Source organism: Lentzea jiangxiensis (assembly GCF_900104175.1).
Classification (GTDB): Bacteria; Actinomycetota; Actinomycetes; order Mycobacteriales; family Pseudonocardiaceae; genus Lentzea; species Lentzea jiangxiensis.
Genome location: NZ_FNIX01000008.1, coordinates 123,145 through 141,216 on the forward strand (window position 1 = coordinate 123,145; position 18,072 = coordinate 141,216).

General features: G+C 67.3%; 3 protein-coding genes. All 3 read right to left on the bottom strand.

Going from position 1 to position 18,072, the window contains the following annotated elements:
• Positions 1-729: 729 nt before the first annotated feature.
• Positions 730-1,935, bottom strand: coding sequence for a metal-dependent hydrolase family protein (locus BLQ91_RS22290; protein ID WP_176959898.1), 1,206 nt, complete (start codon positions 1,933-1,935; stop codon positions 730-732).
• Positions 1,936-2,502: 567 nt separating this feature from the next.
• On the bottom strand, positions 2,503-17,592 hold the full coding sequence (locus BLQ91_RS22295) for a WXG100-like domain-containing protein (protein WP_090099398.1): 15,090 nt from the start codon (positions 17,590-17,592) through the stop codon (positions 2,503-2,505).
• A gap of 97 nt (positions 17,593-17,689) precedes the next feature.
• The gene (locus BLQ91_RS40425) at positions 17,690-18,064 is read right to left on the bottom strand and encodes a hypothetical protein (protein WP_143022760.1); all 375 of its coding nucleotides are present in this window, start codon (positions 18,062-18,064) and stop codon (positions 17,690-17,692) included.
• Positions 18,065-18,072 lie beyond the last annotated feature (8 nt).

Consider the following 18,072-nt stretch of genomic DNA (forward strand, 5'->3'; position numbering starts at 1 on the left):
GAGGCGGGATCCGAACCCCTGGCGGTGTCGCTCGCACCACCCGGTGTGGGCTTGTTGCGTGCTCCGCACGAGATGCTGCTGCCACCGAGCGAAACCGAATCCGGCCGAGTTCGATGGGCCAACCCGCCCAGGACGAACCAGCGTTGGCTTCCCACCTCCACGAGCGTGCTCACGGCGATCCACGAGGTCCATCGGCGACGAGGGCGCTTCCCGAATGGACGAGTCCCGCCCAGCGCAGGAAGTGCCGGGTCAGCTGCGACATCCGCTGAACGCCTGGGTCAGCGGCCAGTCGTGACCTTCTCCTGAGGAAGTGTCAAGAGTTCCTGCGTCATCACGGGTCCAGGAAACTCCTCCTGCCGCTCACCCGGCTGGACCTCCTCGACCGGGCGCACGCCGTCGCCTACGCGACCCGGACGGGTGGTCTGACGGACGGTCACACGGGCACCGCGTACTGCACCCCGATGCCACGAACCATGTGCAGGTGACGCGGAATCGCGCCGGGTGAGTTCGAGCCGCTTCCCACGGAAACCGCGCAGCCCGTTCGAGCGGGCCGACTCGTAACGGTCCGGCGTTGATGGCACCGTCCCCGGTCGTGCCGATGTGGACGTTCGCCTCAGCGACGCGTTCATGCGTGCGACCAGGTTCTCCGCCGAGAAGGGTTCGGCCACGTAGTCGTCAGCGCCGGCGTCACGCACACGTGAGGCGCCCGTGCCGGCACGGGCGCCTCAGTCATCGAACACGGTGACCCATCCGGAGAACGGCACGAACGTCGAGCAACCGCTCCAGGTCCGCCACGGGGTTGCCCCGCACCACCAGGAAGTCCGCGTCGGCACCTGTCACCAGCTCGCCCTTCCTGCCCTCCACGCCGCACAGCTTCGCGGCGTCCCTGGTCGCGGCGGTCAGCACCTCACCCGGCGACCACCCGTGCCGGGCCATCTCGACCAGTCCGTGGGGAAGCACGTCATGCGGCTTCAAAGGGGCGATACCCGCGTCAGAGCCGACGGAGACCTTCACCCCGTGTTTGAAAAGCCCTTGCAGCGCCGCGTCCTGAGCCGCCCTCACGGCCTCGAGCTGTTCCCTCTGGCCGGGGCTCATGACCTCGAGCATCGCAGCCAAGGCCACCGGGTCGAACCCGAGAGTCGCGCTGACGGCGACATCGCGAGCCGCCATGGCCTCCATCAGTCCCTGCTGCGGATCACTGCCCTGCTCGCCGACGAACGACGCGTGTTCGATCGAGTCCACGCCGGCCGCGATCGCGTCATCGATCGACCGCACGCCGTGCGCGTGTGCCGCCACCGGAAGGCCCAGCCGGTGCGCCTCGTCGACGACGACCTTCAGGAGCTCTCTGCCGAACTGGGGCTCGGTCGGCAGCGAGCCCGGAGTCATGTTGCCGCCACTGGCCATGACCTTGATGACCGAGCAGCCGCGCGAGTGCCGCTCGCGAACGGCCGAAATCAGCGACTCCGCATCCGGAGCGGTCTCCCCGCCGAGGAAGAAGCAGTGACCGCCTGGGGTCGTGATGGGCGGTCCCGCGGGAAGGATCTCCGGTCCCGCTACGACGTCCTGCGCCAGTTCGTCCCGAAGGCCGAGCGAGAGGTAGTCACGGTCACCCAGGTCGCGGATCGTCGTCACACCCGCGTGCACGGCACGGCGGGCGGCCCGCCGCATCGACTCGAGCAGTTCCGGTTCGCTGGCCTCGCACACCGACTTCACCGGGTCGACGCCGGCGTCGAACACCAGGTGCACGTGGGTGTCGATGAGGCCGGGAAGCAGGCACGCGTCCTCACCGAGGTCGACGACTCGAACGCCGTCCGGCGCCGTGGAGCCGATCTCGTCGATGACACCGCCGCGCACCACGACGCTGACCGGACCTTCGTGGAACGCGTTGCCGTCGAACACCATTCCACCGACCAATGCGAAAGCTTCAACGCTCACCCGACAGCCTCTCTTCCCCTGCGCTGGACAGAGCGTTGTGGCGTCCAAACCGGATTTCCAGGAAGCGCGGACTCCACCGCTCCTGCTCAGCATGCTTTCCACAGCGCCCCCCGATGCCCCCATTCCGGAGTTGCTTCACGCGCGGACACGAATCGCGGTACCGCCGAGCCGGAAAAGAGTCGCCGTCGTCACAGGAAGCGGTGCCACACCTGGTCGTGCCGGTGAAACCCCGAGCCGGGACAAGCTCTGACGGTAGGTGCGGAAAAGCAGGACAAGGCACGGGAGGCACCATCTCGAGGAACACCGGACCTCCCCGTACCGGGCGATCCGATCAAGGCGGTCTCCGACGCGCAGACCCGGTGGACGCGCTGGAGCCGACCTGTCCGTGACCCGCCCGGAAGCGTCCGCGACTCGATCCTGAACTTCACCATCGAAGAATCCGCCGCTGAGGAACAGGCGCTGAGGAACAGGCGCATCCCGCTCCACGAACGTCCACCGCGAGCAGGGGTGCACAAAAGCGAGCAGTGCGCATCGGCCGACCGTCACCGCCGGCGGTGCGAGGTCCGATCACCCGCGCCTGCCGTAGCCTGACGAACCACTCGTCTGCACGATCCGCATCGCAACCTCGCGCAATGAAGGCGACATCGGAAAACCGAGTGACGACCAGATCAACATGACTTCGGCATAGCTGACTTCCACAACGTGCTCTTCGAGCAGAACCCCACCCATGCGGAAACCTTGACGGCCCAGAATCTTGTTCACCTCATTTGCCAGCTGTCGCCCGAGGTTGAACTGGGTGAAAATACTCTCGATTTTTTGCAATTCTGCTCCGAGCACATTCCGGCTCGGATGCGGCAGAACATGAAGCTTTCTCGCCATTTCGTCGCGTAGCAACTCAAGGGATGGCACCAGACCGTCGGCAAGCTTTCTGGAGCGAACAAGCGCGAACAGGCCCAGACTGATCTGGTCGACCATATGAGGGCTCAACTCGACCAAGCCACCGACATAAACGGAGGAAAGCACTGCGGCGATAGGGCCGGTTATGGGGTGCTTCATGACTTCCGACAATTCTCGCATGATGTTGCCAGACCGCCCTTGCATGCGGTCGGCATCACTGTAGGCCTCATTCGCCCACACGTTCAGCTTCTGCGCATAAGCGTCAGCCTCCGCCGCGCTCATGTGCTGCTTGACAGCGTGCCGGCTTTCCAGCAGCAACAGCGGGTTCGCCAGCTGATTCGCGTTCGTGTCAAGAAATCGGAACCGGCCTGCGTTTTCATTCATCCCGGCACCGTTGCGCTGGCTGGCAATCAGAAAGCCGTTCGCCCTCATGACGCTCGTGGGCATGAGCGCCGTCTGGAGGTAGCTGACGCTGTTGGTTTTCCGCCTCACGTCCACTTCCATCATCAGATCGAGTGCCCCACCGCGGAAGTCATACCCGAAGACAACGTGATCAAATTTGCGCATGCTACCGCCGCGAACACCTTCGACAAAAACACGGAAAATCTCTTCGACATTGTCGGCAAGAAATCTCTGCACCTGGTTCGGGAGTGCTTCACGAATGACGTCGAAGTCTTGCCGCACAGCTACGCCGATGTAGTTCTTCAGAAGAACTTCGTTTTCGGTGTTTGCGTAGTAGGCACTCGCGAACGACGCCGCCACATGGGTGTAGACCAGCGCCAGGTAGCCCCGGACGGCGTCAGCATGCGCGTTCCCGAAGGCCAGGACCATCTCTCCCGGATGAGCACTGCGACGAGCAGACCATTCCAGGAAGCGAATTCCCATTCGTTCCCCGAATTTGATTCCTTCCTTGAGCAAGGACTGCGCAGGCAGGAAGTGGATGTCATCGGCAGACTTTCGAAGATAACTGAACAGGCCATTGATCGGAACTCCCACCGTGAACTGGTTGTACGATTTTCGCGTGGCGGGAGGCGCAACGCCCGAGACCCACATCTTGTCCGCGTCCGAGGTCAACCGGAACCTTGTGCCGCGCGGGAAGACAGTTTCGAGATCAGATACCTGGGCAGGCCACAAACCTGCCATGCTGAACCGCGCCTCCACTTCGCGCATGGCCCGGGTGACCGCTTCCGCTCCGGCACGGCCGACATCACCGGGAACAGCCGCGATCGGGCTGGTGACGATCTCGGGGATCAGTACGTTCACCCGCCTGACAGCCGCCGGGTCGACACCCGCCGCTTCGACGTGCTCCCACGATTCGTACACCGGCCCGTTGGGGATCTCCAGGAGCGAACCCGCCTCGGTGACGACCCTCAACAGTTCTTGACCATCCTCGTAGACCACGAGGATGGTCCTGCCGGTGAAAGCATCCGCCGTGAGACCGCGAGGAATCTTCAAAATGTACTTGAGCTCCCGCTCCACGCCGATCGCACCATAACCAGAAGCAGGCGGATCGAGCAACGGACCGACAGCGGATTGGCTCTCCGGCACTGACGTGAAACCATCCGGGACAAAGCGGCCGCGCGAGTCCAGCAATACGGCTTGAATCACCACTCCACCAGGCAGGTCTCCTGCGGACACGATGCGGTCACCTTTGCCCCGCTGCGGCTCGATCCACAGGACGCCTCTGTCCTCCGTGTGATGTCCGACCACAGCGTGCCCGATACCACCTGGCCGGTTCCACAGAACCAAAGCCGACGAGCCGACACCACGGCCTTCCTTCCTGAGTTCCACCTCGATCGCCTCGAGATCCGCGACCTTCGTCCAGACGGCGCCAGGTGCCGCCCTTCCCCGAACGCCACCTGAACCCAACACCGAGTCGTCGACCGGGATGCCGGCGGACACGCCACCCGGGTACAGCGCATCCCGCACTTGGACCAATTGGGTCACGCATAGTTGTGGATCATCGTTGTCCGCTCTCGCGACCTCGTCCGCGATGTTCACGAGGTGCTCCGCCGGCCATGAGACAGGACCAGGACCACTGCGACGTGGTCGGTACGAGGCGGTACCGAGCGCTTCCACTTCGTAGCCGGAGGAACGCGGCACGCTCGCCGCCGCGGTCGTGGGGACGACGGGGTTCTGATCAAGTGCTCGCCGCGCACTCACCTCGTCGTCCGCCCACTGCAGTTGGAGGTCCCCGATGACCCGTTTCCACTCGGACTGCCCGACAGCGTCGGCCGGGAGAGCGGACAGGTGCTGGTCGACCGAGCCCTGGGTGTCGAGCAGCTCTATCGCGCTCGCAATGCGCGCAGCGGTCCTCGCCGCCACCGAACTGTCATGGGCCACCACGTCAGCGGCGATCAGGTCGAGCACGTCGTGGAGAGCCCGGCCTTCCACCCGCGGGTCCAGGCCACGACCGAGCAGTGCTCCCGGGATGTTGTAGAGGCTGGCGAGGTCCACCGCTGTGACCAACGCGTCCGCAACGCGCCGAGCGTGCGCCGTTCCACTTTCGCGCAAGGCGCTTCCGACGCTGTCGAGCGCCGCCTGCAAGGTTGCCGGCATGCCACCCGCCGTACCGGTCAACACTGCCGTCAGGCCCGCCTGAACGGCGATTTCCATGACCTGGTCCTGCGAGGCGTCTGACCGGTCGGCCGGCTGAGCCTGGACGACCGGATTCGGCATCGGCGGCGCCGGACGCGCTTCCGGCCGGGCCGAGCTCCGGTCGCGCCGGAGCTGCCGGACGAAGTCGCGGAAGTCCGTGAGGTGCTTCGTGGGGTGATCGCCTGCCTCGGCGTCCCGGATCTGCTGCTCGACGTGGTCCTGCACGACCGCGAGGTCGGCCTCGCCGAACTGGCGCCAGCCGTACGAGTGCGGGTCGGCGGGCAGCCTCAGGGCGTAGGAGGTGAGCGAGGCGTCGCGGTTGTTCGTGAACCGGTCGAGCCGGTCCCGGTGCCATTGGACGTCGCGGTCCGCGCGCTCGCGGCGGGCCGCCTGCTCGTCCAGCATCATCTGGGTCTTGAGCGCGCCGGGCACCACGTCAGCGGCGTTCCACTGCGTGCGGACGGCCTCAGCCTTGGCCAGACCCTCTCCGGCCATGCGGGTCGCCTGGTCGTAGCGCTGGGGAGGAGCGGCGTTGAGGGAGATCTCGATCGCCCTCTGGATCGCGGCCGCGCGGTCCGGCACGTTCGCGTACGCCGGGATCCGTTGCAGTTCACGCAGTGCCGCGGTGTCCAGGCCGTAGAGCGACGCCTCGAACGAGCGCAGCGACGTGCCCTCCTCGACGGGGGCGAAGCCACCGGGAACGATGACGTCCACGTCCACCGCGAGGGCGGAAGGATCCTGCATGAACGGCCGCGGTTGCGAACGGGACTCGGCCACCGCGGGGAACCGGGTCCGGTCGTGCTCGGTCTTGCCCGATCCGACGTGGTCCCGGGCGTGGCCGTCCTCGTCATCGGGTGGCGTCTCCGATCGGTGGGCCCCGGCCAGGTCGAGGACCTGGAAGTCCCAGATCCGGTCGAACAGCCGATCGAGTTCCGGGGTCCGCTGGCCGGTGATGCGTGCGTGGCTGATCAGGTGCACGACGTGGCCCTTGACGTCCATCACGTCTTGGAACGTCAGCCGCTGCCAGGCCGGCGCCTCCTGATCGGGGGGCAGGGTCAGCGCATACGCGGTGAGCGCGTCGTTGCGGTCGTACTGAAGCCTCTGCACCATCTTGGTGAGTTCCGCCTCGTGCAGTTCGAGGCTCTGCCGTTCCGCCTGGCGCCGGCCCTCGTCGATGGGGATCAGTCCGGTCTTGCCCGCGTCCGGCAGCGCGTCGGCGATCTGCTTCAGATCGCCGATCTGATCCCGCAAGGCCTTCATCTCAGCCTCGAGGTTCCCCAGGTGCTGCCTGAGGCCGTTCTCCGTCCGGGCGATCTCCTGGTTCCAGGACACCCGGTTGATCTCGTGGAGGCGGGTCGGGTCGTCGTGGTGCCGCGCGGCCAGCTCGTCGAGCTCAGCCGAGGACTTCTCCAGCAGCAAGGCCTTGAACGCGTCGAGCTCCCGCCTCGGCGTGACCTGAGGACCGGTCGCCTCCGCGCCGGGCTCGCGGGTGTCCCGGCCGGCCTGTTGCGCTCGCCCCAGACTCAGCTCCATGCCCGCGATCTTGTAGAAGCGGTTGCTGTACTCGGGATCGGTCACGAACGACAGCCGCAGCTCGGCCTGCTTCACCAACGCTTCGGCGTAGGCGATTTTCGCCTCGAAGTCGTAAGAGCTGAAGTCCTCGCCCGAGCCGAACCAGCGGTTCATGAAGCCGTTGAAGCCGGTGTGGTCCTCCTTGCCGTCGCGGAGGTCCTGCAACGCCTGTCCGGCTCTCTCGGCTTGGGCGATCATCGCGTCCAGACCGTGCCGCGCGAACTCGGCCAGCGCGCCTCGCACGGCCGGCTCGATCAGCACACGTGCCTGCAAGGCCTTCAGGTCCGCGGTGTCGAACCCGGCCTTCTCGGCTGCCGCGATCTGCTGGGCCAGGTGCTCCTCGATCCGAAGCCGATCTCTCCGTTCGACCTTCCAGAACCGGTCCGCGTTCGGGCCCACGAGGTACGTGTCGATCACGTGCGTCATGGCCAGTCCGCGGCTCTCGGCCGCCAAGGTCTTGACCTGGCCGTCGATCCTGTCGCGCCGGGCGACCAGATCCGCGAGCTCCTCCTTGCGCTGAGCGTCCTCCTGCGTGCGCCGGTTCTGCGTTTCGAACGCGTGGAACAACGAGAAGCTCGGGGACTTCTTCTCAGCGATCTGCCTGTTGAGGTTCGACGACTGTTCCATCAGGTCGCGCACGAACCCCTGCGGGCCGTCCGGATGTGCGGCCGCGCGCTTGATCAGCTGGATCTTGTCCGCTGCGGCGTGCAGATCGTTGTCCGGGCGGCCGGAGAACAGGTCATCGATCGTCTGGCCGAGCTCGGTGAGGGACTGGCTCGCCAACCAGGCCTCCATGCCGGTTCGGACCTCCTGTGGTGTCGGACCGCCCAGCGCGCCGAATGTGCCGTCCCGCGAGACGATCTGCACCTGTGGCGCGCCTGCCCGGCCGTGGTAGGTCCGCGTGCCGTTGTCGTTGACGACGAGCCGCACGCCCAAGGCACGCGCGATCGACTCGAACAGGTGCTTGCCGACGTGGGAGTCCGCCCACGACGGGGTTCGCAGGCCTTGGGCGAGCAGGTGGGCCGGTGTCGGCAGCGCCCCCCGGCCCGTCACCGACCTGGTTAGGTGGTCGATCACTTCGAGGTCACCCCTGGCCATGCCGCTGCCGTCGAGGCCGGCGTTCACGACCGCCCAGTGCTTCGACGACGCCTTCGCCAGTTCCTGCGCGAGCGCGGCACGCCCGTGCTGCTCCGCAGCTTCCCCGGTCAGACCGGGCGTGGCCGGCAGCAGGGTCGGGAAGTACGTCGACAGCATGTCGAGATCGACCTTGCTCGCGACCCAGCTCGACAGGCCCTCCGCGGTCAGCTCCGCGAGGTCGTGGTTGTGCGGACGCAGCTCGACGTCGTTGACGATCGCGTCCACGGTGGACTTTACGCCGCTGGTACCGACCAGCGGTGCCGCGTTCGCGATCGGCACCCCCTGGAACTTCGCACTGCGCAGCACGGACTCCACCAGACTGGCGTTGTCCAGGTCGGACAGGTGCGTCTGCAGGCCCTGGTCCGCAGCAGCGGTGTCCGCGTCGTCCTCCCAGCCGCCTGGCATGTGGGGTGTGCCCGGTTGAGGTGCAGGCCTCGTGTCCGGCTCGGCGGAGGACTCCGGAGGGGAGGTGGTGCCGTCGACGTCCGGCTCGGGAGTCCAGTGCGCGGGCGGTGGCACAGCGGCAGTGCCCGCCGGCTCGATCCTGGTGTCGGGCACCGCGACCTGGCCGGTGGCGATGCGCTCGATCAGCCACAGATGACGCGGCCGGATCCCCGGATCAGGCAGATGCACATCGGTGCCCATCAGACCACCGTCGTTCTCGTGCACCCCCGAGTTCGACTCGAACCGCTGGAACACACGACTCGAATCCTTGTACTCGTCCGGAACGCCCAGGTAGTGCAACACCTCATGAGCCAAGACCTCCGGGCTCATCCGCGTGCCCCACCGCTTCTGGTCCGGATTGGTCGTCCCGGTGTCGAGCACGACACCGGCATGCGCACCAGCCCTGCCCCCGACGAACTCCAGGTTCACGTGGAACTGATCACCGCTGGGCAACCGGAAACCCCGGTTCAGCAGGTTGTCCACCCCGCGAGCCGCGTTCGCCATGACCTGCGGGACAGCGGCCTTGCTGTTCTCATCCGCAGGATCGAGGTGCACCTTGAGCGTGTACTCCTGCACGAACTTGCCAGGACTCGTCTCCACACGACGCAGGTCGTATCGGATGAGCCCGTCATAACCCGTCAACTTCGACAGCGCACTGTCCGTGCGCACGTCCACCACATCGAGAGAGACAGTCCGGACGTTGACGTCGTCACGACGGTCGGCCCAGCCGTCACGATCCACCGGATCACTCGGCTCCGACCACTCCGCGGTCCTCGCAGGATCATGCCGCCACGACTCATTACCGCTCACGTCCTTGCCCTGGTGGGACTGCGGGGTCGGTGGGACCAGTCGTGGCGGCGCACCCACCCTCGGCACACCAGAGGTCGTGCTCGGGGCGGGAACAACCGGAGGAGCGGGAGGAGCGGGAGGAGCGGGTCGAACGTCCCCGATGTGGCTGTACGCCTCGATCTCCCGCTCCAGGGCCAGCTTCGCGGTCCACCACCTGCCCCGTGCCGAGTTCGCGTTCGCACGGGCCTTCGCGACCGCCTCCTGCGCATCATCACGGGCCTTCATCAGGTCGGCGAGAGCGGAAGCGGCCTCGTCAGCCAGCTCTGCGGTGAAGGCCAGCACGGCCTCACGCCGGACGAGCGCCTCTTTCCGGAGGGCCAGCTCACCCCGTTCCCGACGCGTCTTCTCGAGTTGAAGCCCCAGCGCGTCGATCCTCTCCTGCGTCCCGGTGTCGGTCGATCCGGACGGGAGATCGGCGAGATCAGCGGTCAACCGGGTGAAGTCGCGCGAGATCCCGGCCTCTTCCGCGTGCAGTTCGCGCATCTTCTCGTCGAGTTGGGCAAGTGTCCCCCGCTCCCGGGCGAGACGATCCCCGGCGTCGCGGACGTCCTGGTGTGCACCGCGCACCATCGCCTCCGCGGCTGCGAGTTCCGCGGCGGTCTGGCCGATCAGGTCGTCGTACGCCCTCTGCGCCTTCTCGACCTCGCGCTCGGTCTCACGCCAGGCCTCGCTCCGCTCCTTCACCTCCCGTTGAGCGGTGATCACGGCAGTCGGCACCTCAGGTGCCTCCAACGCCGCCTTCAGATCCACCTGAGCGACGCGGATCTGCGCGGCACCGTTCTGCCGCACGGGGAGGACGACGGTCCGGTCGTCGACCGTGACGACGATCCGGTACTCGACGTCGTAGGTGACGAGACCGGTCAGACCGCTGTCGTTGGTGCCCTCCTGACGGGCGGAGCCGCCCTCGGAGCCGAACGACTCGGACTCGCCGTACGTGGCTTTGCCGTCGAAGTCACCAAAGCGCGCGCCGGGATCACGGATCGGTTCGGACCTGTCGTTGCCGGTGCCCACCTCACCGTTGACCGCGATCGTGGCGGCCACGCTGTCGCCTGCTTGGAACTCGCTGCCGGTACCGGGGATCGCCGACCGCTGGTTGGTCATGGTGACGTCATCGCTCAGGCCGGTCAGCCGCGGGTTGACGAGCCGCGAGTGCACCTGGAGCGTGGCGCGCTTGCCGGAGAGCAGTGCGGTCTCGTGCAGGTCCGGCATGACAATTCCGTCGTGGGAGGCGTCGACCACGCCGAGGCGCACGTTCTCCGCGCCGAACATCGACAGGGCTGCGTTGGTGAGGCCCTTGGCCGGGGCGGTGGCGTCCGTGCTCAGACCCGCGGCGTTGAGAGCCAGAAGAACGCCGGCTCTCAGTTCCCCCGCACCGACCACCGTCTGCGGATGGACGGTCTTGGGCAGGCGTACGCCCTCTTGTTTCCACGAGATGAGCTCGTCCTGGATCTCCTGGAGGCTCTTCACGACCGGGTCGCGAAGAGGCTCCCGCACAGGAACGGGCTCGGCCCGGGACGACAGGTCGTCGGCCAGCACCCTCACGGTCAGGTCCTCGGCCATCGTGACCTGCCGGGTGCCGCCGTCCGGCCGGTGGATCTCGAGCTCCCACGTGACCGGCACGGAGTACCTGGCCGTCGGACCGTTCGTTTCGAGCACGTGCACGTCGAGCGCGGTCATCGCCGTCGTGTGCGACACCGATCTGGACTGACCGACCTCGGTCGCCGCGGAGCCGGTCGTGCTACCCCCCAGCGCCGGGTCGGCCGCATGCGGCGCCACGCCGAACAACGCCCTGAGACTGGCGCCCCACGACCTCGCCCGGGCCTTCGTCTCGGCGTCCCTGCCGAAGTAGACGAGGATGTTGTTCATCTTGACACCGTCGTTGACGACGTCCTTGAACCGCGCCTTGCCGGGCGTGGCCCTCAGCACGACCTGGTAGGAGTCTCGTCCGATGAACTTCGGGCGGTGTGCGACGAGCGGGACGCCACCGTCCAGCGCGCTGTCCATCAGCGCCCGGACGGTTTCCCTGTCCGTGAGTTCCAGCATTCGCTGCAGGTTGTTCATGGCGTCGTCGAGCACCGCGTCCGGGATCAGGTCTTCGCCGTCCCGGCCGAGTTCGTCCCTGAGTCGTGACACCATCGGTGTGAGGTCCGGCAACTGTTCGAACACGCCGAGACCGAGAGAGCTCGGCTCGCCCTCACGCATCGTCGAAGGTGGTGCGAGGGTGCCCTGCTCCGTCCACGGCGGGTCCACGACTTCGCCCAGCAGGCCGAGCCGACGGGCCTGGTCTTCGCCGACCCGGAGGTAGACGGCGCCCGGCAGCACGACGTTGACACCCTCCCGCCCCTGGTCACGGCTGTAGAGCAGATGGCTGAGCCTGCTCTCCGCGACGATGTCGACGTTCGCGTCGACCTGGATCAGCACCGTGCGGCTGGTGCCGGGGAGGTTGCGCTTGCGCTCGTTGAGACCGGTCATCTCCTTGGCCGTCGTCGTGGTCCTGCGCCGCGACCAGAACTTGGTCGACAGCGCGGCCCCGCCACGACCGATGGTCGGACGATTCTCGCCGCTGTCCGCAGCCGCGACCAACACCGTTCCCAGGTTGAAGTCCCACCCCTTGCTCTTGCTCGTCGCCGCACGCGCTTTGGTGCCACCGACCGACGAGTGCTCCATCGCCGTGTTGTCCGAAATGGACACCAGCTTCGGGTTGGACAGCACCATCCTCGTGCCGAGAGCACCGGCGCGGTCCTCCAGCCGGCGGCCGTACCGGAGCGCGTTCTCCGTGAGCCCGGTGTTCACGGCGTGGTTCAGGTTCGCCTTGATGTGCTCCGGCGAGAACATCTGGTCGACGGCTCGCCTGGAGGAAGAGCCCGGCAGGGTCAGCACGTCGTCGTCGCCGGCCGCTTCGACCAGTGCGCGGAGTGCGGCTTCTTCCAGGTGCTCCGCGCCGGTGAACGCCTCGACGTGCAGCCACTCCGTGACCACGACCTGCTTCGGCGTCTCGCTGTCGGACTTCTCGCTGTGGGACTTCTCGCTGTGGGATTTCTCGCTGTCGGGCGTCTTGCCGACCGGCGTCCCGCTGCCGGAACCGAGCAGCAGCTCGGTGATCGACTTCGGCTCCTCCACCCGCCGCACTCTCGGCTCGCCAGGGGCGAAGGCGGCGGGATCACCGGTCAGCACCGAACTGTCCGGCAGGTACAACCTCACCTTGCCCTTGACCTGTTCCAGAGCGAGGGGATCACCGGCGGCGCGATCGCGGTTCTCCTGCCCCGGCACGGTCGTCGCGATCGTCTTGACCACCGGCGTGTCACGGCCGGGCGATCCCGGCCACACCCGCCGCATCCAGGCCCTCGGGCGCGAGTACGTCTCGATCGTGACGTCGTACTCGATGTCACCGGAGAAGCGGTGGCTCGTCGAGCTGCCCGCGTTGACCAGGAAGTTCACCGTCGCAGGGCCGGAAGCGTTCTGCCGCGTGGTCGAGGAGTTGTACCTGAAAGACGCGTTCGGGACCACGGTGAGCTTGGACGTGCCGGGCGCGGTCGGGACGTTCAGCCGGCCGTCGACACCGGCGGAGTAGGAGAACTCGCGGTTGCTGCTCGCCGTCATCTTCGACTCGCGCGTGTCCGAACTGCGGACGACGCGGTCGGTGATCTCACCGTCGTACTCGGTGTCGGTCAGCTTCGCCTTGACCGTGACCCGCACGTAGTCGTTGGAGAAGAACCCCCGGCGCTTGAGCGTGATCGGCAGGCTCTTGCCGACCAGGCTGTCCAGTTGGGACTTGACCGCACCCGGTGAGAGGTTCGTGTCCAACATCCGCTGGTTGGCCATCATCTCGGCGAACCGCGCGTAGTCGTCGCCGACGCGGTGGTTCTCCTCGACCGCTCTCCGCCGGGCGGTCTCGACGTCCCCGAACCCCCTCACCCCGGACAGCACCTCGGCGATCTTGGCCTTCGTCTCCGCCAGATCGACCTGGTACCAGGGTCTGCGTTGCGAACGGGTACCCCACTCGGGCAGGAAGTCGTCAAAGCCCTTGATCCGCGCGAGCGTGTTCGCGATCTGCTGCTTGACCTCGTCCAGCTCGTCGAGCCGGTCGACCTTCGCGTTGCCGGTCGCGCGCTGCTGCGCCAGGTACGGCGGCAGGAAGCGTTCACCGTCCTTCTTGATCTCGGGTCCGGTGTAGTCCGCCGGCACCGGGAAGCCGCGTTCCAGTGCCTCGGGGAGGCTGAGTCGGATGACCGCGTCGACCTCGAAGTCGACCTCTCCGCCTTCCGCCTGCACGGTCACCAGCGCCTTGACCGCGTAGGCGCCCGACCTGCCCTTCACATCGGTGCCGATCTCGTGCTTGCCCTGCGTGCCGGCAGGAGTGGCCTCGCTGTTCGACACGCTGACGCTGCCGCCGACCAGGACGGCACCGCCGAGGAAATCGGTACCGGCGGCGCCGCCGACACCGCCGGAGGCGCCGAACCCCCGCTTGGACGTCGGGGTGTTCGTGACTCCCCTGGTCGACGCGTCGTGCAGGGCGAGCGTCGTGTCGTCGAAGTCGTCGAGGAGCTCCGCCTGCGTGATGGCCGCCTTCATCCGGACTCCGGAGCCGCGCTTGCCGTGCGGGCTCTGGACATCAGGCGAGGAGACCCAGGTCTCGAGCATGTTCGGGAGCTCGGCGCGGATGTTCACCGCGCTGACGAACCTCTCCAGCGCGGTGCGGCCTGGCGCGCCGATCATGACGGTCGACGGGTGCAACATCGCCGCGATCTTCGCGAACCCGCCGTCGACGCGGCTGACGGCCTCGCTGAGGGTCGTGGTGAGGTGCCGGACCCCTTCCCGGAACTTCTTCGGTTCCGGGTCGGTGTCCTTGGGAGGAGAGCTCTCCTTCCTGGGCACGCTCAGGGTCACCGAACCGGTCACCGTGCCGTGTCCTGCCGGGATCGATCGGTCGTCGACCACCGACACCGACCACCTCACCGGCACCTCGACCTGCTGGGCGGTCTGCCCCGGGAACAGGCCGCGGAACGTCTGCACGCTGGTCGAGTGCGACTGGGACACCGCGGGAGCGCCCAGCGGCACTCGCGCACCGAGCGACCCGACCGGCCCCAGGAACGAGTTGAAGGCGACGGTCGCCCCGATGTCGCCGCCGGAGGCGACAGTGCTGCCGGCGGACACCGACTTCGGGTCGAGTCCGCTGAAGTCGACCTCGTGCCCGGCGCTCACCCCCTTCTCGGCCTTCGGGTTCTTCGTGCCGTCGAACTCGAACCTCGCCACGACGGTCGCCGCGTACCACCTCTTGCCGACCTTGACCTGGAACTCGCGCCCGTCTCCGAGGAACGACTCGAACTCGCTGTCGGTGTTCACCATCGTCTCGACGGCTGTCAGCCCCTTGACCGCCTGACCGCCCAACGCGGTGGTGATCAGGCCCGCGACCTCCACGCCGTTCTTCTTCCCGTGAGTCGCCTTGACCAGACCGAGCGCACGGCTTTCCCGGACGTGCGGCGGCAGGTCGACCGGATTCTGCTCCGGCTCGGACTCAGGTGACGATTCGTTGCCGTCGGCATCGGTGACGATGATCGTCGGCGTCTCGAGCACCGTGACGGGATTCTGATCGTGCGGGCCGTCAAGGCCTTCCTGATCGCCGTCGAGGCCGGTCACCTGAGCCGCGGCGGCGTCGGTGTGGACCTGGCTCGTGCCATCTGCTTCCGGAACGACCACCGGTGGCTGGAGCAACGGCGCGCTGGCCTCGAGACGCAGCCCCTCCGGGAACTGGTCGTGCTCCGGGACGACGACCTCCCGCTCGACCGGCGGCGCGGGCCTGAACCGCGCGGCCTCCGCATCGTCCCCGACGACCAGTTCCCCGGTCTCGTTCGACTGGCCACCGTCGATCTTCCGCCGGGAGGACTCGAAGGCCGCTCGATCCGGCACCTCGGACCTGGCCCCGTCGTTCCGCGCCGAACCCGGCACCTCGGACCCGACGCCCGGCCCCGCCGCAGGACCACGCGGTTCGTCCACATCGGACCGGTCCTCCAGCCCGGAACCAACGGCCGCGGTGGACCGGGTGAGCGTCGCATCCACGGCAGAATCCGCCTGGACGGCCGATGCGGGCTGTTCGACCAGTCCTGCGGGTTGTGACACCTCGGTCCGGACCACCGGAGCATCGGCGGAGCCGAGAGGCGCCGCCGGATCCGTGAAGACCGGCGGTGCGGTCTCGGTGGAGGCAGGCGCCGCGAGGGCCCCCTTGCCGTCTTCCTCCGGCACCGCCCCGCCAGCTGCCTGAGCGACGGGTGCCGGCTGGCTCGAGGTGGCCGGCCCCGTCGAGGAAGTCGCGGCGACGGCCGAAGAGGCGGTCGACGAAGAGGCAGGCGCCGCGGGAGTGTTCGCCGTGGCCGGGGACGGGCCCGCAGTGGCCGCCGCGGCGGGCGGGATCACAGCTGCTGCAGCAGGCGAAGCCACAGGTGCAGCAGCAGGTGAAGCCGCCGAGCTCGCCGCCGACGTGGCTGAAACACCCCCATCGGTCGCACCTGGCGTCCGGTCCTGGCGGGTCACGTCCGGCGAGGAAGAGTTGTTCGCCGTGGCGGAGTCCAGGGACCCCGCACCGTCCGAACCGGACAGTGAGGTCCGGGGCGCCGGTGGCGTGCTCCCGGATTCGGACAGCACGTCGCCCGATCGAGGCGGGGCGTTCACAGCACCGGACGGTTCGTTCCCCGACGTTTGCGCCGGAGGAACGTCCGCTCCGGGGTTGACGTCGCGACCCCCGGTGTCGCGGATCTCCGCGTTCCCGCCAACGAACCCGTTCCCGGGGGTGCCGGCGTCCGCAGCGGCACCATCTCCGGCATCGCCTGCTACCCCGGCGCCGCCGACCCCCGCATTCCCACCACCGCTGTTCCCGCTCCCGACACGTCCTGCTCCGGAGTCACCGCCTCCGGCCACGGCGTTCCCACTACGTCCACCAACACCACCACCCGCATCACCGACCGCAGCGCCGCCAACCCCCGCGTTCCCACCGCCACTGTTCCCGACGCCCGCATTCCCACCAACGGTGCCACTGCCACCCACACCCCCTCCAGCCGAGCCGCCCTGCTGGTCGGGGCTGTACGGCGGAGGCGCGTCGTCGGTCTCGGTCCGGTAGGGCGGCGGGGCGATGGGCGTGTCGGCGCCGCCCTTGAGCGCGTCGAGCGACGCGTTCGCGCGCTCGTCGTTGAACTCCTCGAGCGCCTTCTCCCTGCGCTCGTCGCGTTCGTTCTTCCAGTTGCCCAGCGCGGTCAGGCCCGCACCCATCACGACACCGTTGAGCGCGCCCTTCCAGATCTCGCCGGGATCACCGCCCTCCGGGATGGTGATGACACCGACGAACACCTCGGTCAGGCCCTCGATCGCACCGTTGGACGCCCAGTGACCGGCCCACTCCCGCTTGAACTCCTTCAGGCTGCCGCCCAGAAGACCCGCGAACGCGCCACCCGCCGCGCCGTAGGCGAACGACTTGAGGGTGTCTTCCCAGTCCCAGCTCTTCTGGCTTTCGACGGCCTGCCAGACCTGCACGATCGAACTCTGGGCAACCTCCTCCAGGCCCTCCTCCAGCGCCTCGTCGACCATCTCCGTGAAGACATCGGCGATGGACTTCGTGACACCGGCGACCGCGACCTGGTTCAGGGACTTGCCGAAGAAACCGGAGGCGGACGTGACCCCGACCTGCAACGCCCTGGCCACCCACGCCGAGAACCTCGCGAAGATGACCTGCATCACCTGCCGCATCAACCCGATGAACGGCCCGATCAACGGCCACTCGAACGGATCGAACCACATGCGGAGAATCTCGGTGACGGCGAAGACCAGCTGCACGATGAAGGAAATCTTCGCCGCCTGGACGGCCAACGCGTACTGCCTCGCCATTTCAGACAACTCACGGGCGCTCTGCGCGTACACCGCGGGCTGCTCCGCCAGTTGCTCGCCATACCGCCAAAATGCTCGACCCACCGTCGGATCGGCACTGTCCATGACATCGCGCAAGGAATCGACCAGGTGCCCGGTCTCACCGTCGAGCTCGACGCTGATCTCCTCCAGCGCCACGTGGAGATCCCAGATCATCTTCTCGTCACCGGTGGGCACACTGGTGCCGAGGAAGATGATCGCGGGTCCCTCGAGCTCCTTCGGAATGTCGATGGTGTAGGTGATCGCCATCAGCCACGCCCACCGGAAGAACGAGAGCCCGAACGGAAGAACACCAGTCTCCGATTGGGCTCTCGCTCGCTCACTTCACCACTGCTTTCGCTGAGATCTAACGACGACCACTCGTACCACCGCTGTTGCCCACTCCGCCGTCACCGCCTCCGTCGCCACCAACGGGATCGGCCGAGAAAACGGGACCATCCGACACGTTCACGTCACCGGTCCTGCCGGCATCGGAGTACGAGTTGCCGGCGATGCCGAGATGAAGACCTTCGCCTTCTTCCCTGTTCGCCTCATCGGTGCGAAAGGCGACTTTGCTCATGTTGCCCACACCGCGCGCAGCTTCTTCGACCTGTTCGGGAAGATCTTGTACGCCTTCCACGAACCTTTGGAGACGTGGGAGGAAGTCGTCGGCGAACTTGTCGGCGTTCTTGCCTTCCCCGTACGTGCTCCTGTCGAAAGCCTGTCCCGACATCATGCTCACGGCAGAGT